Below are 21,502 nucleotides of genomic sequence, written 5' to 3' on the forward strand. Positions count from 1 at the left end.
ACTCTCAAACACTTGTTTAAATTTTGTTAACTACACCAAGAATTCGCGTTGCGACCTCGAGTATTTGCTCTAAATGACAGTGATGACCACCCTTGACAGAAACCACTTGCGGTGGGTTCTCTCCCCAATCAGCTTGGTTAGATGGTAAATTCTGAAATCCTTGATCGCCTAATACAATCAAATGAGGACAACGTATTTGGCTGGTAATCGAGTTAGCATGCGCTTGCGCCATTCGGTAAAGCGACGCACATTTTAACTTGGCGTCATGCCGCCAATACCATTTATCTCCTCGCTGCTCTGTTCCACGCTCGACTATCGGTAGAAGTTGCTCAGCGGTTAATTGGTTGGCTTGCATGCGTAATTTTAACGCCAGATCGAAGGAGGCAATGGCTCGCTCTGGCTTGTTTTGCTGTCTTATTCGACTTAAAACGCCATCGCGAAGACGAGGCAAACTGTTAGTAGGATCCTCATGAAGAGGTCCTGCTCCCTCAATTTGCACAAGAGCTTCGACCTGCTCTGGAAACGCTGCACTATAGCAACTTGCGATTAAAGCACCAAGTGAATGCCCTACTAATATCAGTCTGTTTGGTGATAATTCGTCCAAAAACTGATACAAATCGGCAATATAGTCGTGAAAGGGGTAATAATTATCGTGAGATTTATGACTCGATAAACCGTGACCAAAATGATCGATGGCGAGGAGGTGTAAGTGAGGATTAAGTTGATTCAACTGCTCCATGAGCGCTTTAAAGCTGCCCGCATTATCTAACCACCCATGAAGAAAAACGACTGACAAGTCAGCCGTTTTCTCGTTCCCTATCTCAAGGGCTGCCATTTTGCCGGCAGGAAGCTCGAATTGACGCTCATGCATCGCAGATTATTTGACCTGTTTTATCACTTTACCGTCTTGCGGGAAATCATTACGCCACATGCGGCAGTTAATCGAGTAACATGGGTAAAAGTAGGTTGGCGAGTCATACATGCGTACACGTTCTTCAATTTTCCATAAACGGTACCCTTCCCCCTTAATTACTGGGAAGATGTAACCGTGCTCACCGATCTTTCCTTCTTCTTCCCCTGCTCCTTTGCCTACAACCGTCACCAAACGGCCTTCACTAAAGGCGACAGGCTCTAAATAGCCATCAAAATAGGCGACAAAACGCCCCGTAGGCTCTTCATCAATATCAGGTTTACCAGACTTACTGATAGGAAGGTTTACAATCTCTAGACGCGTTTTATCTTTAAAGTTATCCACTTTAGCGATGATTCCACCAAGGCGAACATCTTCACTCACTTGCCCCTGAGACTCAGCAAACGCTTTATAGTCTGTAACGACCAATTCTGTGCTTGCATTTAGCTCCTCTGGCAAAGAGCTACACGCAGACAAACCAACCGTAGCAAATAATGCGAGAAAAAACCGTCCAAAAACCTTCATAAACCACCTTTCAATATTAGTAACCCCAAGCTGGGGAGATCTCACACGTAAATATCGACACCAAGTAATTGAGCCAGTTCCTCTTTTTTAGCTCGATTCATGACATCCATGTACTGCTCCATTGCTTTACGTGCGCCCCCTTCAGGAAGGTCATATTGCACTTGAGCTCGGTGAATTTGGGACTCATCCACGTGTTTTATGGAGTGCGCCACGGCGTTAGCAACCTTTGAAGGCTGACCTACAGGCTGCTTTGTTTGTGATTTATTTACCTGCTTCTTTTGACTGGCTTTATGAGTGCGATTTGCACCGGGAATCAAAGAAGGAGGCAAGCCATTAATCGACGCCATAGCACTCCATAAAAATACAGGGCAAACGCCCTGCTTTTTGTCAGGTTAATGAAAAACGGACTATTCGCGACCAGGAAGTTTTTTCCATGTCACATTATCACGTAAATAAACAGGGCTCGAATCTTCGACCGGCACGGTATTACCCTTTTTAAATTCTTGTTCAGCAAGAATCACGATGTCTTGTGAATCAGGGTACAGAACGTCACTATGCGTCAAATTAAACGGTAGGTCTGCTAATACTTCTTGGTAAGCATCCCAACCAGTACCTGCTGTCGTCCACGTTTTGTCGTCTGCTTGTGCTTCTTCAACGAGACGTGCTGGTGGAATTACGCACTCTGCATCCATCTCTGCCCACTCACCGTTTGCTTGGCGAGTGTAACGTGCCCAGTAAACTTCACCCATACGTGCGTCAATAGCCACAGCGACATCGGTCACACCATGTAAGCGATAGCTACCTTGAGCCATTGCAGCCAGCGTTGAAACGCCGATCATAGGTAAGTCAGCACCGAACGCCAAACCTTGTGCGATACCAATACCGATACGAACGCCAGTAAAGCTACCTGGACCACGTCCAAACGCTAACGCATCCAGCTCTTGTAGAGTCAGGCCAGCTTCTTTGAGTACTTCATCAACCATTGGCAGTACTTTTTTGGTGTGATCGCGTGGTGCAACCGCGCTACGTGAAATCACTTGATCATTAGCCAACAACGCAACTGAACAGTTTTCAGTCGCTGTATCGATAGCAAGAATTTTTGCGCTCATTTAACTCTCTACAACTCTCATTTATTGGGTTATGCCTCAGCACTTGCGTCTGTGACAGATTGTTCTGCTTTCAGGAATGCTTTGATTCCATCTAAGTCTCGCGTCCTTGGGATAGGTGGTAGACTTCCGAGGAAAATACCACCATAGTCTCGCGTGACGAGGCGATTATCACAAATGATCAACGCACCGTGATCCTTCTGATCTCGAATTAATCGCCCGACTCCCTGCTTTAACGTAATCACTGCATCCGGGATTTGTACTTCAGCAAATGGTTCACCGCCACGTAATCGACAATCCTCGATACGGGCTTTGAGTAACGGATCGTCAGGGGCGGTAAACGGTAATTTGTCGATAATAACACAGCTCAGCGCATCACCTCTAACATCAATCCCTTCCCAGAAAGCGCCCGTCGCCACGAGTAAAGCGTTACCCAGTTCCATAAACTCCGCCAAGGTTTTCTGCTTACTCATCTCCCCTTGCATTAACACAGGCAGCTCAAGTACTTCTCGGAACTTCTCACCTAGTTCACGCATCATGCTGTGCGAGGTACATAAAAAGAAGCAGCGACCATCATTTTCTTCAATCACCGGAGCAAGCATTCGGACTAACTTATCCGCTAAGCCGTTACTGTTTGGCTCTGGCAAATACCTTGGCACACAAAGGCGCGCTTGTTTTTGATAATCAAAGGGGGACGGCAGAGAAAATTGCTTTGTAGGCTTGAGGCCAAGGCGCTCAGTAAAGTGCTTGAAGTCGCCCGATACGGCTAGGGTTGCTGACGTGAAAATCCACGCGCCTTGTTTAATCTCTATTTGCTCATGGAACTTGTCCGCGACAGAAAGAGGCGTAATGTGCAGAGCGAAATGACGAGGCGAGGTATCGTACCAGTATGAGTAACCGGTAATATCGACATCACATACCCGGTCGATACGGCCTTTGATCAAATTGGCTCGTTCAAAGGCGGTATCCAGTAATTGACTGCGCCCTAAGGCTATTTTGAGTACATCAATCGCCAATTCGAGGCTGTCAGTTAAGCGCAATAATTCTCGCTTAATAGAACCTGATTGCAACGCCTCACGCCAGTTGCCACGAAAGCCTGGCTCACCCAATACAATCCGCATGTCCATTGCGCTTTGCATGAGTTTGTCGCCCACTTTTTGCAATTGACGCATATCTTTGGCTTCGGTGCGATAGGCTATTTCAATGTCTTTGGCAAGATCGTGAATTTGGCGGCTTGAAACTGACTGGCCGAAATATTCGCTCGCAATATCTGGCAACTGATGAGCTTCATCAAAAATAAACACATCGGCTTCTGGAATCAGTTCACCAAATCCTGTTTCTTTAATCGCTAAATCAGCAAGAAACAAGTGATGGTTCACTACAACAATGTCGGAATCCATGGCTCGCTTACGCGCTTTCAATACAAAGCAATCAGTGTAGCTCGGACATTCTTTACCTAAACAGTTATCATTGGTTGAGGTGATGGTCGGAATGATCATGCTGTCTTCTGGCAGATCATCACAATCCCCAAGGTCACCTGTTTTGGTTTCTGATGACCAAGCACGCACTTTAACCAGTTGAGTTAATAACGTCGGGTCAGATTCATTGGTGTGGCTTTCGACCATTTGGCGGCTCAAACGATCCAAACACAGATAATTAGAACGCCCTTTTAATAACGCCACTTGACCATAAAAACCAAGCGCATTGACCATGAGCGGTAAGTCCCGATGGTACAACTGCTCTTGCAAGTTTTTCGAGCCTGTACTGATAATCACTTTTTTACCGCTCAACAGCGCAGGGACTAGGTAGGCGAAGGTCTTACCGGTTCCGGTTCCTGCCTCCACCACCAACTGGGTTTGATCTTTGATCGCACTGCTGACGGCTTCCGCCATATCGATTTGTGGCTGACGAGCTTGAAAGCCAGGAATGGCCTTACCTAACGCGCCATCAGAGGAAAAAGTTTTTGCGATCATGCTTGGTATTGAGTTTGAAAAATTATCGAGAGTATATCAGAGGAATAGGAGTGACATCAGCCCACAATCTGACCAGCTTGCGGCGACACGCGGATATTTTGTTGAAACCAACGTAAGAATAGATTATTTATGGTGAAACATGGCAGTACAGTTACACCCGCCAGGGAATAATAACAAATTCGTACGCTAAAATATTAATGCATGGAAGTACCTGATTTATGGAAAAGAAAACACTGTTGACCCACTGTTCTGACGCCCCGGGTCTCATCTCGAAAATTACTAATATCTGTTACAAGCACCAACTCAACATCGTTCACAATAACGAATTTGTTGATAATACCAGTGGTCACTTTTTCATGAGAACGGAGCTAGAGGGATACTTCAACGATCAAACGTTTCTTGCCGACTTGGACCAAGCTCTCCCGCAAGGTGCTAAGCGTAAATTGGTTGGCTCTCGCCGTAAGCGCATCGTCATTCTCGTCACAAAAGAAGCGCATTGTTTAGGCGATATTCTGATGAAAACCTACGATGGAAGCCTAGATGTTGAGATCGCCGCTGTGGTGGGGAATTACGACAAACTGCAAACTCTCACTGAGCGCTTCGACATTCCTTACCACCATGTGACCCATGAAAACCTTAGCCGTGAAGAACACGAGCAGAAGATGCTAGAAGTGATCGATCAATACGATGCTGACTTTTTGGTGCTAGCTAAATACATGCGCGTATTAACGCCGACGTTTGTTGAGAAATATCACCACAAAATCATTAATATTCATCACAGCTTCTTACCTGCTTTTATTGGCGCGAAGCCATATCAACAAGCTTACGATCGCGGTGTGAAAATCATCGGTGCAACAGCACACTTCGTGACTAATGATTTAGATGAAGGGCCGATCATCAAGCAAGACGTAATTCCTGTCGACCATACATTCAATGCCCAAGATATGGCGCAAGCGGGACGCGATGTAGAGAAGAACGTATTGAGTAAGGCTTTGAATAAAGTGATCAATGACCACGTCTTTGTTTATGGGAATAAGACAGTGATCCTGTAATCCCTCCGTACTAGTTACAACGATAGTGAAACCCGTCCAACTTGGCGGGTTTCATCTTTTCAGAAGATCCCCCCTCCAATTCTAACCATCAAAGTTAAACCGATACGTTATAATTTTTCATTTCTCCACAACTATTTACTGAGAGAATGATTCCGTTTATCATTTGCCCTCCTTATAATAAACCACGTTAATATTACGGAATTAAAATGAAAAAAACGTTAGTGGCTTTTCTGATTGGGCTGACTTTACCAGCAACCACAATCGCAGATACTCTTGAGCCTGTTCAGAATGATGTATCCACTCGCATTATCGGCGGCGAACCTGCCAACACTTCCGACTGGAAATTTATTGCTTCACTGGTACGTAAAGGACAACCTACATCTATTGGTCACTTTTGTGGTGGCAGTTTCCTAGGTGGAAAATACGTATTAACTGCTGCGCACTGTGTGGAAGGTCTTAATGCGGACGATCTGGATATCGTTCTTGGTCTTTATGACAAAAACAGAGAGTCTCAAGCACAGCGCATCGCCATTAAAAATATCTATTCACATGATGAATATAACAACATAACAACGAACAATGACATTGCTCTTATTGAGTTGGAACGCAGTGTCGACAGCGCGACTATTGCTCTTGCAACGCCAGAAGTTCTAGCTAACGTACGCGCAGGAGATAAAGTACATGTCGCAGGATGGGGAAACACCTCTACGACAGGAAGGGAATTTCCGGCTGTTTTACAACAAGTTGATTTAGAGTATGTGGATCGAGAGACCTGCCAAAACCTAAAAGGAAACTACTCTAATGTATCAGATGATGGCATCTGTGCGGGATACTATTGGGGAGGAAAAGATAGCTGCCAAGGAGATAGCGGCGGTCCACTCATCGTTGATGATAACGGTATCAACAAATTGCTAGGCGTGGTCAGCTGGGGGGATGGATGTGCTCAACCAAACGCTTATGGTGTTTACGCCAACGTCGCTCATTTTCAACACAATGGATGGATAGATAGCCATCGCAATACTATCAGCTTCACTAAGTACCGAGATCTTCGTTTCGTTGAGCGAAAAGCGCAGCAAGAGACCTTTACTATTCGTAATGACGATACTATCCCATTCAACATCTACCAAAGCACAATATCATACGGAAGTACCATCGAGAAAAGCACTTGTACTGGTACCTTAAAGCCTTCGCAAAGCTGTCAAATTACCGTCGGCTACCAACCTAGCTATTCGGGATCAGAAACAACGATAGAGCTCTTTACCGATCATCCGAAACTGTCCAGACTCACAACAACTTTCGAGTATTCAGGTGTAGATAAAGCAAGCAGATCAGTGCGTAATGCCATTCCGCTAGCAGACGCAAATGTTTATACCGGTCAAAACGCTTGGACGGCTGAAAATGGTGAACTGCAATCAGCGGATATGGGAGCTTATCCTGGTGTATCTGAGCTGGTTTTGACCGATCTTCCGAAGGGCAAACTTACCATGGATCTCAAAGTAATGTCCGATGGTTTTGATTACTTGTTCATCTTAGTTAATGGTGAAATTTACGATAGCACCAACCAACTCCTCGATTATAAAGAGATCCAGATCGATCTTTACAAAGCATCTAATACGATAACGTTTGAATACGTCCAACACCCGTTTTCAAGTGGCATTTACAGCGCGCAAGCATTTGTTCGCAACATAAATATGTCAGTCAGCACAGATAATACGGGCGATGCTGGTAACGACGTTAATAAAAAGTCTAGTTCAGGCGGCAGTTTATCTATTGGCCTACTGGTGTTAATGGCTGCAGGTTCATTCGTACGACGCAAAAAAAGGTAACGAGATGAAACATAGACTCAAGATATTCCTACTTGGTTTGGGCACTATCAGTTTAACTGCATGTTCAGCAAACGCAGGACTGCAAACAAACCAGACGTCTGAGCACCAAGCAATGATGGTAGAGACTTATAGGACAAGTGAGAGTCAAATTTCATTTATCACAGAGTCTAACGGCTGCAGTGAAAACGAGGACTTTAGCCTAAAAATAGAGCAAAGCTCACAGACAGAAGCTCTTATTACTATCGTTAGAGACAAGGCGGATCATTGTAAACGAATGCCGTTTGCCAAAACTTTTACACTGCCTTTAGATGAAGAGTTGAAAGGCAAAAAACTTTCCATTACCAACCCAAAAAGCAAGTCACTGGCTAAATAGTGATTCGCTTACGAAAGGGAGCCTCGGCTCCCTTTTTGCCTATCGCAACTCAGCAATTCTCACCCTAGCGTTTTACGCCTGCTCAGACTCCACAATACGCTTAAGTGAATGCGGGTGCAGTTTGATACAAATGCCTTGGTACTTAAACGCCACTGTTGGGTTATTCAAGCGTTCGCCATCCCCTTTCGGGCTCGACAGTTTGATCTTCACACCCAGCTCTTCCAACTCATTAAAACGCGCGCCAAACGCTGGGTAAGTGTGTTTCAAATCAGCAAGAAACTCGTCTGCAGTTTCGGCATGAGACGGAATCACAAACTCCACATGTTCCCAGCTTTCATTTGGGTAGATTTTGCCTTCCGCAGGGTATGGCAGTTCCAGACACTCAATCTTCCAACCACGGCTTTCCAACGCTTTATCGAATTCGATAACGATGATTGGGCGACCGTTGATTTTCGCTTGTGAAATCACCTTACCGTATTGATTCCATGCTTCATGCGCGGCTTTTGCTGTTTCAGTATCATTAATTCGCAGCGCAATATGGTCAGCTTGAGCAAAGCTCAGATCCAGTTTTAACAGGGATGCAAGCTCTTCAATCTTCGCCATAAATGCATCCAGATCTTGGATCATCAATTTAGGCGCTAGGCGTTTTTCAACTAGTTGAGTCGTCATTGTGGCTCTCTTATGGGGCGATTTATCTCATTACTCTGAGCGCAATAGTAAACGCAAACCAAACCACATTTCCATTCAATCGAAAAAGTATAAATTTCCCCAATTCCTCTCTGTATGAAAAGCAATAAAGTTGTTATCATTAGCCCCATTTTTGTGAACTCCAACAGAACTCGGCACTTACTTCGCCGAGTTCTTCGTCCTTGAATTGAAGGAAACGCGTGTGAATATCCAAGCACTTATTAATGACAAAGTATCTCAGGCTCTAGAAGCCGCTGGCGCACCTGCAGGCAGTCCTGCGGCAGTACGCCAATCAGCAAAGCCACAATTTGGTGACTACCAAGCAAACGGCGTAATGGGCGTTGCTAAAAAACTGGGTACTAACCCACGAGAATTTGCACAGAAAGTACTGGATGTTCTAGACCTAGATGGTATTGCAAGCAAGACAGAAATCGCTGGTCCTGGTTTCATCAACATTTTCCTAAGCGAAGAGTTCCTAGCAAAACAAGCGGAAGCAGCACTGGCTGACTCACGTCTTGGCGTTGCAGCAGACGAAGCTCAAACTATCGTTGCTGACTACTCTGCACCAAACGTAGCTAAAGAAATGCACGTTGGTCACCTACGTTCAACCATCATCGGTGATGCGGTGGTACGTACTCTTGAGTTCCTAGGTCACAAAGTGATCCGTGCGAACCACATCGGCGACTGGGGTACTCAGTTCGGTATGCTTATCGCAAACCTTGAACGTGTACAACAAGAGTCTGGCGAAGTTTCTATGGAGCTTGCGGACCTTGAAGGCTTCTACCGCGAATCGAAAAAGCTGTACGATGAAGATGAAGACTTCGCAGTAAAGGCGCGAAACTACGTTGTGAAACTGCAAAGCGGTGACGAGTACTGTGCAGAAATGTGGAAAAAACTCGTTGATGTAACCATGATCCAAAACCAGCGCAACTACGACCGTCTAAACGTGTCACTGACTCGTGACGACGTGATGGGCGAGAGCATGTACAACGACATGCTTCCTAAGATCGTTGCAGACCTAAAAGAACAAGGTCTTGCCGTTGAAGATGATGGCGCGCAAGTTGTATTCCTAGATGAATACAAGAACAAAGATGGCGAACCAATGGGCGTTATCGTTCAAAAACGCGATGGCGGTTTCCTATACACAACAACAGACATCGCATGTGCAAAATATCGTTATGAAGAGCTAAGCGCAGACCGTGTGCTTTACTTCATCGACTCACGTCAACACCAGCACCTAATGCAAGCTTGGACAATTGTTCGTAAGGCAGGCTACGTACCTGAGTCAGTATCTCTTGAGCACCACGCGTTCGGCATGATGCTTGGTAAAGATGGTAAGCCATTCAAGACTCGTGCGGGTGGTACCGTTCGCCTTGCCGACCTTCTAGATGAAGCAGAAGTTCGTGCAGCACAACTGATCGAATCTAAAAACCCTGAGCTAGATGCGGAAGAAAAAGAGAAGATCTCTAAAACAGTTGCAATGGCAGCGGTTAAATACTCTGACTTATCTAAACACCGTACGACTGACTACGTGTTCGATTGGGACAACATGTTAGCGTTTGAAGGTAACACAGCACCATACATGCAATATGCATACACTCGCGTAGCTTCTATTTTCGCTAAAGCTGGTGTTGCTATGGACGCTCTCCAAGGCGACATCAAAATCACTGATGAGAAAGAGAAAGCACTTATTGCTAAACTTATGCAGTTCGAAGAAGCGGTTCAATCTGTCGCTCGCGAAGGCCAACCGCACATCATGTGTAGCTACCTATTCGAACTAGCAGGTCAGTTCTCTAGTTTCTACGAAGCGTGCCCTATCCTAGTTGCTGAAGACGAAGCTGTGAAACAAAGCCGTCTGAAACTAGCTGCGCTAACAGCGAAGACCATCAAGCAAGGTCTGTCTCTACTAGGTATTGATACTCTAGAGCGTATGTAATCCGCTTTTACGTAGGTAGCTTAAGTAGCACAAGCTAAATGATGACAAAGGTTGACGTGAAAGCGTCAACCTTTTGTTTTATCTGGCGTATACTGATGTCATTCAATTCAAATCGGACAACATAATGAGTTTTGAACTGCACCCTCAACTGGCAAAAGACACCACCGTTATCGGCCACTTCCCACTGTGTGTGGCGCTTCTGCATAAAGATAACGCCGTGCCATGGGTTATCTTGGTCCCTAAACGTGCAAACCTAAAAGAGCTTCACCACTTGCCAATGCAAGAACAGCAACAGTTTTTGCTAGAGTCTCAAGCGGTAAGCCAAGCACTGGAAGCAACATTCCGTCCAGACAAGCTAAACCTTGGTGCGCTAGGTAATATGGTGCCACAGCTGCACATTCACCATATTGCTCGCTTCAAAGATGACGTAGCATGGCCGGGACCGGTTTGGGGTAACACCAAAGGTGAATTCCGTACAGAAGAAGAGCAAAACGAATTGCTTGGTCGCATTAAAAATGTGCTGTCACTGAGTTCTATTTTCCAAAAAGCATAAGCACTGCTAGCGAAAATAATTCGCCTTTGAATACGGCTGAAATAGACAGAGAAAGATTAATACGTATTTGTAACAATCTTTCTCATTTTTCTGGGATTATCACTAAAATAAAACTTGTTTAGACTACCAGCTCAGTTAGAGAGGGTCATCATGAAACAAGTCTTCAACACATTCCGATACGTCAGCTGGATCGCCATTATCTGTTCTATGGCTGCTTCATTCTTGCTTTTTCTTATGGGTGCAGCAAAAACCTATTCGGCATTTGCGGTCTTCATTCTCAATCAAACACCTCCAGAAGCACTCGCACATTTAGATAAAGCAGACATCGCGATCGCTTATTTGATCAAGTCACTGGATACGTTTCTTGTCGCACTAGTTTTGTTCATCTTTGCTCACGGCATCTACACACTATTTATTTCCAACAAAGCTAAAGCGAAAACACAAGAGCAGTCGGTTTTGCATTGGATCAGAACCCCAAACATCGGCCATCTAAAAAACATTTTGGCTGAAGTCATCATCGTGATCTTGTTTGTGAAGTTCTTAGAGCTCGTGCTGATTAACTTCGACAGCTTAGATTGGACGATCTTAACATTACCTATTTCGATTTTAGTTTTAAGTCTTGGTTTAAAGTTCCTAGAGTTAGGCGCGACTAAACACTCTGAAGAACATTAATTTCGCTGTATTCACAAACAATAACCAGCAAAATAAAAGCCGCATCATTGCTGATGCGGCTTTGTCGTTTTTACGTGATAATTTTTAGGTGACTAATTTTGATAGTCGCTACATGGTGACTGTCAGAGACAAACCATCTTGTTTAGTCACTGAGTAGCGAACACGAGTCACGTCATGAGCTTTATTAGTGTCGACTAGGCGGCTAATTTTGCCCTTCTTAATCCACACGTTTAACATCGCGTCGGCGCCATCTTCACTCATCCCAAACTGTTTAGCCAGATCTGACTGGGAGACGGTTCCTTTGTCTGCAATGTATTGATAAAGCTCTTTTAAAATCATGCTACTTGCGCCTCTAATGCACCGTTTTGTTTCTTACCAACTTGTTTGAACACACGGTATGTGCCAAAGAAGATAGCTACGATCACAGCCATCCAAATACCACTTGTTACTGGGCTATCTGCGAAATGCGTCAATTGGTTGTAGAACGTCGCACATAGGTAAGCCAAGCCCATTGTCCAAACCGCGATAAAGCGTGCGAACTTATGACCAAACTCACGTACGTAAGCACCCATCGCCGCCACACAAGGAGTGTACAGTAGGATAAAGATTAGGTAAGCAAATGCGGCATTACCAGAAGCAAACTGCGATTTGATGTTACCGAAGATAGAAGCATCGACTTCTTGCTCTTCTGCAACGGCATTTGAGTCAGTTAAGTCACCCACTTCAATACCTAGTGGATCTGAGTAGCTCAAACCGGCTAGGTTTTCAGGGATACTCATTACTGCCTCTTCTAGGCTGCCCATTAGATCAAATTCTGCGTCTTCACCGTCGCTTGGCGTAGTGTATAGACTGTTCAGCGTACCAACTACCGCCTCTTTTGCGAAGATACCAGTAATGATACCTACGGTCGCTGGCCAGTTGTCTTCTTGAACACCGATTGGTGAGAATACTGGAGTCACAACTTGCGCTGCTTTAGAAAGCACAGAGTTTTCGCTGTCTTCGTTACCAAAACTGCCATCAGTCCCCAATGAGTTGAAGAAACTCAGAATAGCAACAACGATAACGATGGTTTTACCTGCACCAAGTACAAAGCGCTTTAGCTTTTGCCAAGTTTTGATCACCACGTTTTGTAGCGTCGGAAGCTCATAGTCTGGCATTTCCATTACTAGGCTATCACTGCTACCTGGGTAAAGCGTGTGCTTAAGGAAAAGACCTGTGAAGATCGCTGCCACAATACCAAGTAGGTAAAGTGCGAATACAATGTTCTGGCCAGAACCTGGGAAGAATGCCGCAGCAAATAGCGCGTATACAGGCAGACGAGCACCGCATGACATAAATGGCGCCATAGATGCAGCCAGTTTACGCTCACGTTCTTGGTCTAGAGTACGAGTTGCCATGATTGACGGTACGTTACAGCCAAAACCAAGAACCAACGGTACAAATGCTTTGCCCGGTAGGCCGATCTTCTGCATCACTTTATCTAGTACGAATGCTGCACGAGCCATGTAACCTGAGCTCTCAAGTACCGCTAGGAACAGGTACAAACACGCGATAACCGGAATGAAGGTTGCAACCGTCTGGATACCACCACCGATACCATCAGCAAGAACCGTCACTAACCACACAGGCAAATGACCGTCTAACAAGTGATGCCCACCATCAACCAACAATGCGCCCACACCAATGTCAAAAAAGTCGATAAATGCACTACCGATGTTAATCGAGAACATAAACATCAGGTACATAACAACAAAGAAGAAAGGAATTCCAATCCACTTGTTCAAAATAAACTGGTCGAGTCTTTCAGTCACACTACGACTTAACTTGCCTTCGCTTCGGCGAACTTTTTTACACTGTTCATGCAGATGCGTGTACTTAGTATCCGCGACATGCAAATCGATATCCAAATCTAACGTCGTAATGACTTCCAAGACTTTGCTTCTATCAATATCAGAAAGACTATTGAGCACCATTGTGTCTTTTTCAAGCGCACGAATCGCTAGTGCACGATGAGCGACGTTTTGGTCGTTAAAAAGTGCGGAAACCGTTTGAATTGCCGACTCCATCTTCTCACCGTAATGCAAAGACAATTCTTTAAGTGGCACTCCTTGAACGATGGATTTATGGAGCTTTTCTCTAAACTCTGCCACTTGAGTTTTATTGGTTGCAGATAAACTGACAACCGGACAACCTAACGTTTTCTCAAGCTCTGCAACGTTAATCATCTGACGTTCACGCTTTAGCGCATCCATCTTGTTGAGGACAACAATCATAGGGCGACCAAGTTCGCGAAGTTGCAGCGTCATATATAAGCTGCGCTCTAAACTTGTAGCATCCACCACGTTAATAATGAGATCAGCAGGATGAGTTAGAACCGCACGCGATGCGATGGATTCATCAATACTATTACTATCATTACCACTGTCTAATGAGTAAATACCCGGAAGGTCAGTGAGCAAAAACTCATCCCCAGCATGCTTGAATTGTCCCGTTTTCTTTTCAACCGTGACGCCTGCCCAGTTACCAACTTGCTGTTTTGCGCCAGTTAAACCATTAAATAGCGTCGTTTTACCACTATTAGGGTTACCTACGGTTAGCACTTGATATTGCATTACACTCGCTCCACTTCAATTTTCTGAGCAATTGTTTCTCGCAATGCGACAGACACACCACGGACTTCGACTTGTAAAGGATCGCCCATTGGCGCACGTCGAATCACTTTGACTTCTGTATTGGGAAGCAGCCCCATTACCATGAGTTTCTTTCTGATATCTGATGAAAGACCATCTAACAACCGAATCGTCACCGTATCGCCAGGATTAATCTCTGATAACTTCATAGTGGCCCTTAAGAGTATTGCTAATGAGAAATATTATTATTTAATAAGTTTAGGTTGCCAATATTACTCCCCTATACCCCTTCAATCCTTGTGTGAAATCAAAGATTCCGTAAATGTTTTCACGCTTTCAAACGTTAACTTCGTAAATTTCCTCTCGTTATTTACGTCAAAATTAACAATTAAAAATGACACCTAACGAAACAAAAATGTCACAAACCAAGATAGAAAACAAAAAATGCAAATTAAAACAGTGGGTTAATTAAAAAACAAAACGTTGTCGCTTTTCTCATATAAACATGGCGTTATTTTTATAAGAAAAATAAGTAACCTCTCGTATAGTTACTCCATCGAGAGGGCAACCTCTCTAATAAATTCCAGAGGTGGCATGGCAACATGTCACTCCGGCAGCAAGCGAAGGTGTCCTTGACACCCGTGGTATAGTCCCCCCGGCTATACCACGATATTTTTTTCACCTCTTTCAAAACTTCTTTACCTTATCCATCTTTTCAACACAGTTTTCGTTTTCACGAATGTCGCATGCCATCACTCCCCCAAATGAACAACGCTCTTTTGATACAGCAATACAACTGTCATTTATTTGTTGCAACTATCAGTAAATCATTCTCTTGAAGCCATTTATGCTTATTGCTATGAACATCGCGACTAACAGATAGAACGTGATCGTGCTTACGTGTTGAGAATGGATTTGTAGGCTAGATGTGATGAAGAAACAATGAAACTTACTGCGTTAGCAACTGCAGCAATAATAGAGCACTGTATGCAGCTCCCCAGCATCTTAACTATTAATTAGGGAGCGTATAATGAAGGTTTTCTAGTTAATTTCTTGGCTTTCTTGAGTCAGAGCAAACTTGGAAGGGGGCAAACCAAAATGCAGCTTAAACTTTTGGCTAAAGTAAGATGGATCATTAAAGCCACAGTTAAAGGCGACTTCACTGATTTTCTCACCCGCCAATAACTTTTCACACGCCGTTTCCAAACGAACCTCTGTGACATAGTCTTTTAACGTTCTTGACGAGGCAGATTTAAAACGTCTCTGTAAAGAGCGTTCAGACATATACAGCATTTTAGCGGCTGACGCAGTGCCAAATTCAGGATCATGGTAATGCTCTGCCACTAATTGATAGACTTTTTGCAACCACTCTTTCTCTGGTGCGACTTGATCTTCTGCAATAGTTACAGGATTGAGTTCTTGCTGCGGTTCATCCAGATAACTCCTTTCCTTCGCAGATGGCCATGTAATCTCGACTTTGTTTTGAGCATCAGAAGAGAAGACAGCCAAATAACCACCACTCGTTGTCACTAGTTGGGCAAGGTGGTCAATACTCAACTCAGAGTGATTTAAGTTAGATGGAAGCCCAGTCGCGACTTTATTAGGTAATTGCGTCCCGTAATCAAGAAAGCTCAATGACACAATATCATGTCCCTCTTCTAGCATAATTCTAACCGTTTGACCTCGGAAAGAGCGCTTGATGATATTGGCAAAAATGCTATTGAAAATAACATCAAGATTAAAACTTTCCAGAGCAACCCGGCTCTGCTTGCTCTCATCTTCTAGCTCTACCAAAATACCCGCTTTTGCAAAGTCATCTTGCCATACATCAACCACTGACTGAGTTATCTGACTCAAGTTGTAGTTCTGACTCCCACCACTTACATCACTTGGAACACTTTTGAGTTCATTTAACTGCCAATTCGTTTTAGCCAAATGATCCTCTGTCGCAGTATCCAGAGGCATAGGTAGTTTCGCCACAATAAAGTCGACGCTTGATTTTATGGATAGAGCTACATGGTCTACGAGTAGGTTTCTAACTTGAATCTGTTTACGTAATTGCTGGTTGCTCGTAAGCAACACTCTACTTTGATGTCTTAACTGATTCGTTTTGAGAGTCACTTGAGCTGCTAGATCACGGTTAGCCTGTACAACGTAGCGAGAGCGCCAGAAAACAAGTAATGCGACGACCGCAATACTAGCTACGACAAAGCCTAAAATAGCAAATCGCGATAGATACCAAGGATGAAGGACGATAAAGTGAGATTCTAAACCAACGACTCCAGTGGCAACTTGAGACTCATTACTGACCTGCAAGTGATATTCACCGGAACTAAGGTGCTCGAGTGTCAGTTGGCCCCCCTCTAACGTTTGCCATGGGTCATCGTTGTTCAATCGATAGTACAAATTTTGACTGTCTGGTTTTGGCATCACACCGAATAAAAAACTCAGCGAAGATCCATATGGCAGTGTGAGCCCATTCAGATCGGCACTACCAACTTGCAGAACTTCATTTTCAAGCACTACTTGGCTAACAATAAACTTAGACTCTGGGGGATTAGATACAAGCAGCTTGGATGCTTCTGCTTTTACGAGTCCGTACTTCGACCCCAGAACAAGCTCTCGCTCACCAATTTCTGTCTGCTGTATAACGCTACAAATACCAGGGAGGAACTCATTGTTCATTAAGCCTGATGACGATGAGTAATGTTTCACTAACTCACCCGAAAGGTGGTAATAGCTTAAACCGACAGAGGAAGCTAACCATACACCTTGCCTGTCTCTGATCAAGCAAGCAGGTCTGGCGTTGGGCTCACTCATTTCAACAACACGTTTTTCATCGCTTCGTGTATCAGTTTTAAACACACCATAAGATGAAGCAAACCACTGGCTGCCATCAACCGCCGTGGTCATGTCTAATGATTCACCAAACTTTTCTGAAAAACGGATAAACTGGATGTTGTCATTACTGTATTGGTATACGCCATGATCGGTGCCTATTAATAGGGCGTCTTCAGTATCATATAGGCGCGTAACCTTAGCAGGCAAATACTGACTTACTAGCCACTCACTTCCAAAGTTTCGTACGCTTTGTGCAGCAGTATCAACATTGTAAAGATGGTATCCGCTTGATACCCAAAGACGGTCATCACCATCAACGGTCACATGCTCTACGGCATGTCCAGCCATAACCTGTAAATAAGGAAATGTAATCTTGTTGAGACCATTTAGCTCAAATATTTCCAGCCCTTTTGAGGTTGCAAGCCAAAGCATGCCGTTTTGAAACGCAAATTCATTGATCTGCGACTCCAACTCTAAGACTTGGTTAATCCCACTCTTTCCTGAACGATAAATCTTTCGGTCATCAGCAAACCAAAGCGCACCATCAGGACCTTCAATAGTTTGCCGAATTCGTCCTGATAGGGTGTGTGAGTCATAACTACTAAAGGTCACTCGTTCAAATTTTTTACTAAATAGCGAGTAATAACGAATACCTTGGTTAGTCGCAATCCACATCCCTCCCATATTGTCGCTCAACAACGAATAAATCTTCGTGTTATCTAACTCTAACTCAAGAAAGCTTGCAGGCGCGACTTCGGTGACCTCACCTGAAAAAAATGAGTACAAATAAAGGCCATGCTCTGTCCCCACCCAATACTCTTGATTTGTCTCTGCGAATGTCAAAACATGTGAGCCGCCAATTCTAATCACTTCTTTATCAGGCTGGTAAATGTTGAAAATTAAAGCGCCACGCAATGTACCTATCAAAATTTCTCTTCGCGTGTGTGAATAATAGACTTTCTCAATGTAGTTTTGACCTGAGGCAGCGACATGGTCAAACTTATCACCTTCAGAAAGATAGAAGCCGGAAGTCGTTGCTAGTGCCCACTTCGTTTCAACTAGCACCGCATCATTAATGTAAACGTAGCTATTATTACTATGTTGATAGAGCTGCAATAGAGAGAAAGAGTTTAACTCGCTAGTGTCGATATTGTAGGTATAGAAATGCGCGCCATCACTCACCCAAATATAGTTCTTTGAAGACCCTATTTTTCTTATTTGTGAGCCTGGATTTAAACTAAAGACTAAACGTCGCTCCTGATTTGGATAAGTTCGATAGACCTCATTTTCAATAAAGGTCCAAAAAGCACCTTTATGATAAGCCAACTGCTTGGCCGACGTTTGTAGGAAGCTACCTGATTTAGGCAATATAGTTTGACCATCGTAAAACAGGACTCTCCCGTGTACGTCATGAATCCACAAACCGCCCTTTTCACCCAAGAACAACTTTTTAGCCGCGATAAAAGTACCCTTTGCCTGAGTTGGCAAAGGGTAAAAGATTGCATTTGCATTATGAAGCGCAAATGCTTGGTAGGATAAGATAAAGCCCAACAGAGCAAGGGCTAATTGGCGTAGCAAGACGAAAACCTTTTGTATCAATTTGTGCTCTGAAAGTGACCGTTCATCGTTTGTAAAACATGGATTTATACGGTTATTTTGAGCTGATAATTATTGGTAATGATATCTCAATTACTTTCTGAGAAAAGGCTCGCCTTACCAAAGGTTGTAATTCTTACTACTGGATCACGTTAAAAAGACTACTCCTACATTACGACAGCACTTAATCTGACTTTTTGTTCAAGCATTGCTCAAAACTATTCGCCATATTGTTGAGAAAAGTAAAGTAACTGCCAGGTTTTGCTTCAATTGTACTCCCTAACGGGTCAAGCTCGCCTTTAGCGACATCACTGCCTCTCATTACGCTCTGAACGACAGCCGGGGTAAACTGAGGTTCAGAAAATACACAAGCCACATCTCCACCACTTAGCTTTTGACGAATTTGAATTAAGGTCTTCGCTCCTGGCTTGCGTTCTGGGCTCACAGTAAAATGCCCCATTTGATTTAGTTCATAACGATCTTCGAAATAACCGTAAGCATCATGGAATACAAAGTAACCTTTGCTTTTTACTGGTGCCAGCTTCTGCTTTATCTGTTGGTCAGTGTCTTTTAGCTCGAGTTCAAACTTTTTGAGGTTCGCTTGATATTGAGCTGCATTTTCCGGATCAAGTGATACAAGTTGATTCACAACAGCCTTGGCCACTTGTTGTGCTTGGCTTACACCTAGCCAAAAGTGCGGATCATGTGAGCCATGATCGTGCCCATCATGGTCATGGTTGTGCTCACTATCAAATTCACGCAATTCTAGATTTGGAATTTGACTAATAGTCAAAGTATTCGATCTATCCGAAACAACTTTCTCTAGAAACGGTTCAAGATCATGTCCGTACCAGATAACCAAATCAGCCGAAGCGACCTTTTTAACATCCGATGGACGCAAAGCATAGTCATGGGGTGATGTGTTAGACTGCAATAGCACGTCTGGTGAAGTTACTCCTTGAGTAAGCTCTGTTACTAACAACTGAATAGGTTTGATACTCGTCAGTACCGTTACCGCCTGTGCTGGCAGTGTTAACATTGCTGAGGCAGCAAGAATTAATGCTCTTTTCATAGTTTTACTTGGGATATGGCGTGGAAAGTGAGATAATGTTACATTATAACATTATTGATTTGCAAATGAGTTTCATTCATGTCTTCCTTAGTCCATCTTGAGCAGTTATGCGTCGAGTTCGATGGCCGCAGAGTTCTCGATAACATTAGTATGGAATTAGAAAAGGGCAAAATAACTACCCTAATTGGTCCCAATGGAGCGGGAAAATCAACGTTAGTCAAAGTTATCTTAGGTCTTCAAAAGCCAACTAGCGGCAAGTTGAACCGACAAAGAAAACTGAAAATTGGTTACGTTCCTCAAAAGTTGAAGCTCAATGACTCCCTTCCACTGAATGTAACCCGCTTTCTAAATTTAGCAGGAAAATACAGTAAGCAGGAGTGCATTGATGCATTACGGCTTGTTGGCGCTGAACATTTACTTAATAGTAATATGCATCGCTTATCCGGTGGTGAAAACCAACGAGTGTTACTGGCTCGCGCTCTGCTTCAACGTCCTCAGCTATTGGTATTAGACGAACCAGCTCAGGGGGTGGATATCCAAGGTCAAATCGATCTCTATGACTTAATTGAGAGCATTCGTCACCGCTTTGATTGTGGCGTATTTATGGTATCGCATGACTTACATTTAGTGATGGCGAAAACGGACGATGTTATTTGTCTGCATCACCATGTTTGCTGCTCAGGTTCACCTGCCACTATTACTCAGCACCCTTCTTACATCGCACTATTTGGCAATGCAGCGAGAGAGTCTCTCGCGTTTTATCATCACGACCATGAGCACCATCATCACGATTTATCCGGAACGCCAGTAAGCGGTGATGCGATATCATGCTCCCACCATAAACACGGACATCACCATCATGATTGAGTTTCTCCTACCTTCTATTCTTGCTGGTATTGGTATCGCGATCATTGCCGGTCCACTTGGGTCATTTGTCGTTTGGCGTAAAATGGCTTACTTCGGAGATACCCTAGCTCATGCATCGTTAATGGGCCTAGCGCTGGGCTTCTTGCTCAACGTAAATCTCTACCTTGCGCTACTCGTCTGCTGTTTAGCTCTGGCCGTTTTGCTTGTCACTCTGCAAAAGCAACAACTTGTGGCTACAGACACGTTGTTAGGTATCTTGGCACACAGTGCACTCTCTATCGGTTTAGTATCGGTTAGCTTTTTGGAAAACGTGCGCGTCGATTTAATGAGCTACCTATTTGGGGACTTACTTGCCGTCTCTCCACAAGATCTGATGTTTATTTACGCAGGTGTTGTTGCGGTAAGCGCGTGTTTGTACGTCTTCTGGCGCCCACTGCTTTCTAGCACTGTCAGTGAAGAACTTGCCGCTGTTGAGGGCGTGAATACAGACTTAGTTAGATTGGTGTTAATGCTAATGGTGGGTGTAGTAATCGCAGTAGGTATGAAGTTCGTTGGCGCGTTGATCATGACTTCGCTCCTAATTATCCCAGCCGCAACAGCACGTAAAGTCTCTTCATCACCAGAGCAAATGGCATTGTTCGCATCCATTATTGGCTCTGTGGCAGTACTGATGGGGCTTAGCCTATCATGGCACTTCGATACACCGGCCGGCCCTTCCGTAGTGATCAGCGCAACATCCTTATTTATGCTGAGCCAGCTGATTAAAAGCAAAGCATAATCGCATTGAGTATTAAACGCGAAAGACCTTGCTAACAACAAACATAAATCCACGGAAACGGAAAAAGAAAAGCCTGCGAAATCGCAGGCTTTTTAATACTTATTA

At 44.1% G+C, this 21,502-nt stretch carries 19 protein-coding genes; 8 read left to right on the forward strand and 11 right to left on the reverse strand.

Translation table 11 applies throughout. The features are described 5' to 3' along the window. Window positions 1-16: 16 nt before the first annotated feature. From R7190_RS17625 to R7190_RS17645, 5 genes are read right to left on the reverse strand one after another with little or no spacing between them, the layout of a single operon-like run. Window positions 17-871, reverse strand: a complete 855-nt coding sequence (locus R7190_RS17625; RefSeq protein ID WP_005382215.1) for an alpha/beta fold hydrolase — start codon at window positions 869-871, stop codon at window positions 17-19. A gap of 6 nt (window positions 872-877) precedes the next feature. Continuing rightward, window positions 878-1,435, reverse strand: a complete 558-nt coding sequence (locus R7190_RS17630; RefSeq protein WP_005382214.1) for a Slp family lipoprotein — start codon at window positions 1,433-1,435, stop codon at window positions 878-880. 41 nt (window positions 1,436-1,476) lie between these two features. Then, window positions 1,477-1,782 (reverse strand): hypothetical protein, encoded by a 306-nt coding sequence (locus tag R7190_RS17635; protein ID WP_017819942.1) that lies wholly within the window; start codon window positions 1,780-1,782, stop codon window positions 1,477-1,479. Between the two features lie 60 nt (window positions 1,783-1,842). Next, the gene (tsaB, locus tag R7190_RS17640; protein WP_017819943.1) at window positions 1,843-2,544 is read right to left on the reverse strand and encodes a tRNA (adenosine(37)-N6)-threonylcarbamoyltransferase complex dimerization subunit type 1 TsaB; all 702 of its coding nucleotides are present in this window, start codon (window positions 2,542-2,544) and stop codon (window positions 1,843-1,845) included. A gap of 29 nt (window positions 2,545-2,573) precedes the next feature. Further along, complete coding sequence (locus tag R7190_RS17645; protein ID WP_005382210.1) at window positions 2,574-4,514, reverse strand: ATP-dependent DNA helicase; 1,941 nt, start codon at window positions 4,512-4,514, stop codon at window positions 2,574-2,576. Between the two features lie 218 nt (window positions 4,515-4,732). Between R7190_RS17645 and purU the strand changes: the two genes are divergently transcribed. The 3 genes from purU to R7190_RS17660 all read left to right on the forward strand — a co-directional run bounded on the left by purU (window position 4,733) and on the right by R7190_RS17660 (window position 7,765). Beyond that, window positions 4,733-5,566, forward strand: coding sequence for a formyltetrahydrofolate deformylase (purU, locus tag R7190_RS17650; RefSeq protein ID WP_005382206.1), 834 nt, complete (start codon window positions 4,733-4,735; stop codon window positions 5,564-5,566). Between the two features lie 206 nt (window positions 5,567-5,772). After that, complete coding sequence (locus R7190_RS17655; RefSeq protein WP_186584418.1) at window positions 5,773-7,392, forward strand: S1 family peptidase; 1,620 nt, start codon at window positions 5,773-5,775, stop codon at window positions 7,390-7,392. A 4-nt stretch (window positions 7,393-7,396) separates the two neighbouring features. Beyond that, entirely contained in the window at window positions 7,397-7,765 is a 369-nt protein-coding gene (locus tag R7190_RS17660) for a hypothetical protein (RefSeq protein ID WP_017819944.1), read from the forward strand. Between the two features lie 72 nt (window positions 7,766-7,837). Here R7190_RS17660 and R7190_RS17665 read toward each other — a convergent pair whose 3' ends face one another. After that, window positions 7,838-8,434: a VOC family protein gene (locus R7190_RS17665; protein ID WP_017819945.1), complete on the reverse strand. Its 597-nt coding sequence runs from the start codon at window positions 8,432-8,434 to the stop codon at window positions 7,838-7,840. 220 nt (window positions 8,435-8,654) lie between these two features. On the opposite strand from R7190_RS17665, the gene argS reads away from it, so the two are divergent. From argS to R7190_RS17680, 3 genes are all read left to right on the forward strand, one after another. Then, window positions 8,655-10,388 (forward strand): arginine--tRNA ligase, encoded by a 1,734-nt coding sequence (gene argS, locus R7190_RS17670; protein ID WP_005388349.1) that lies wholly within the window; start codon window positions 8,655-8,657, stop codon window positions 10,386-10,388. A gap of 124 nt (window positions 10,389-10,512) precedes the next feature. Then, complete coding sequence (locus tag R7190_RS17675) at window positions 10,513-10,941, forward strand: HIT family protein (RefSeq protein WP_005382194.1); 429 nt, start codon at window positions 10,513-10,515, stop codon at window positions 10,939-10,941. A 150-nt stretch (window positions 10,942-11,091) separates the two neighbouring features. Continuing rightward, a complete protein-coding gene (locus R7190_RS17680) occupies window positions 11,092-11,613 on the forward strand; it encodes a YqhA family protein (protein WP_005382193.1) in 522 nt (173 codons plus the stop codon). Between the two features lie 108 nt (window positions 11,614-11,721). Here R7190_RS17680 and R7190_RS17685 read toward each other — a convergent pair whose 3' ends face one another. The 5 genes from R7190_RS17685 to znuA form a co-directional block, all read right to left on the reverse strand. Next, window positions 11,722-11,952, reverse strand: a complete 231-nt coding sequence (locus R7190_RS17685; RefSeq protein WP_005382192.1) for a FeoC-like transcriptional regulator — start codon at window positions 11,950-11,952, stop codon at window positions 11,722-11,724. Further along, window positions 11,949-14,225 carry a Fe(2+) transporter permease subunit FeoB gene (gene feoB, locus R7190_RS17690; RefSeq protein ID WP_186584419.1) on the reverse strand — a complete coding sequence of 759 codons (2,277 nt, stop codon included), beginning with the start codon at window positions 14,223-14,225 and terminating at the stop codon, window positions 11,949-11,951. The genes R7190_RS17685 and feoB overlap by 4 nt, the downstream gene beginning before the upstream one ends. Further along, window positions 14,225-14,452, reverse strand: a complete 228-nt coding sequence (locus R7190_RS17695) for a FeoA family protein (protein ID WP_005382190.1) — start codon at window positions 14,450-14,452, stop codon at window positions 14,225-14,227. Before R7190_RS17695 ends, feoB begins: the two co-directional genes overlap by 1 nt. A gap of 832 nt (window positions 14,453-15,284) precedes the next feature. Beyond that, window positions 15,285-18,662, reverse strand: a complete 3,378-nt coding sequence (locus R7190_RS17700; protein WP_186584420.1) for an AraC family transcriptional regulator — start codon at window positions 18,660-18,662, stop codon at window positions 15,285-15,287. 202 nt (window positions 18,663-18,864) lie between these two features. Then, window positions 18,865-19,752 carry a zinc ABC transporter substrate-binding protein ZnuA gene (znuA, locus tag R7190_RS17705; RefSeq protein WP_176310841.1) on the reverse strand — a complete coding sequence of 296 codons (888 nt, stop codon included), beginning with the start codon at window positions 19,750-19,752 and terminating at the stop codon, window positions 18,865-18,867. A gap of 78 nt (window positions 19,753-19,830) precedes the next feature. Between znuA and znuC the strand changes: the two genes are divergently transcribed. Both znuC and znuB read left to right on the forward strand, forming a co-directional pair. Beyond that, window positions 19,831-20,619, forward strand: a complete 789-nt coding sequence (gene znuC / locus R7190_RS17710; RefSeq protein ID WP_017634809.1) for a zinc ABC transporter ATP-binding protein ZnuC — start codon at window positions 19,831-19,833, stop codon at window positions 20,617-20,619. Further along, entirely contained in the window at window positions 20,612-21,397 is a 786-nt protein-coding gene (znuB, locus tag R7190_RS17715) for a zinc ABC transporter permease subunit ZnuB (RefSeq protein WP_005382183.1), read from the forward strand. Before znuC ends, znuB begins: the two co-directional genes overlap by 8 nt. Window positions 21,398-21,502 lie beyond the last annotated feature (105 nt).

The organism is Vibrio sp. 1078-1, from assembly GCF_033340475.1.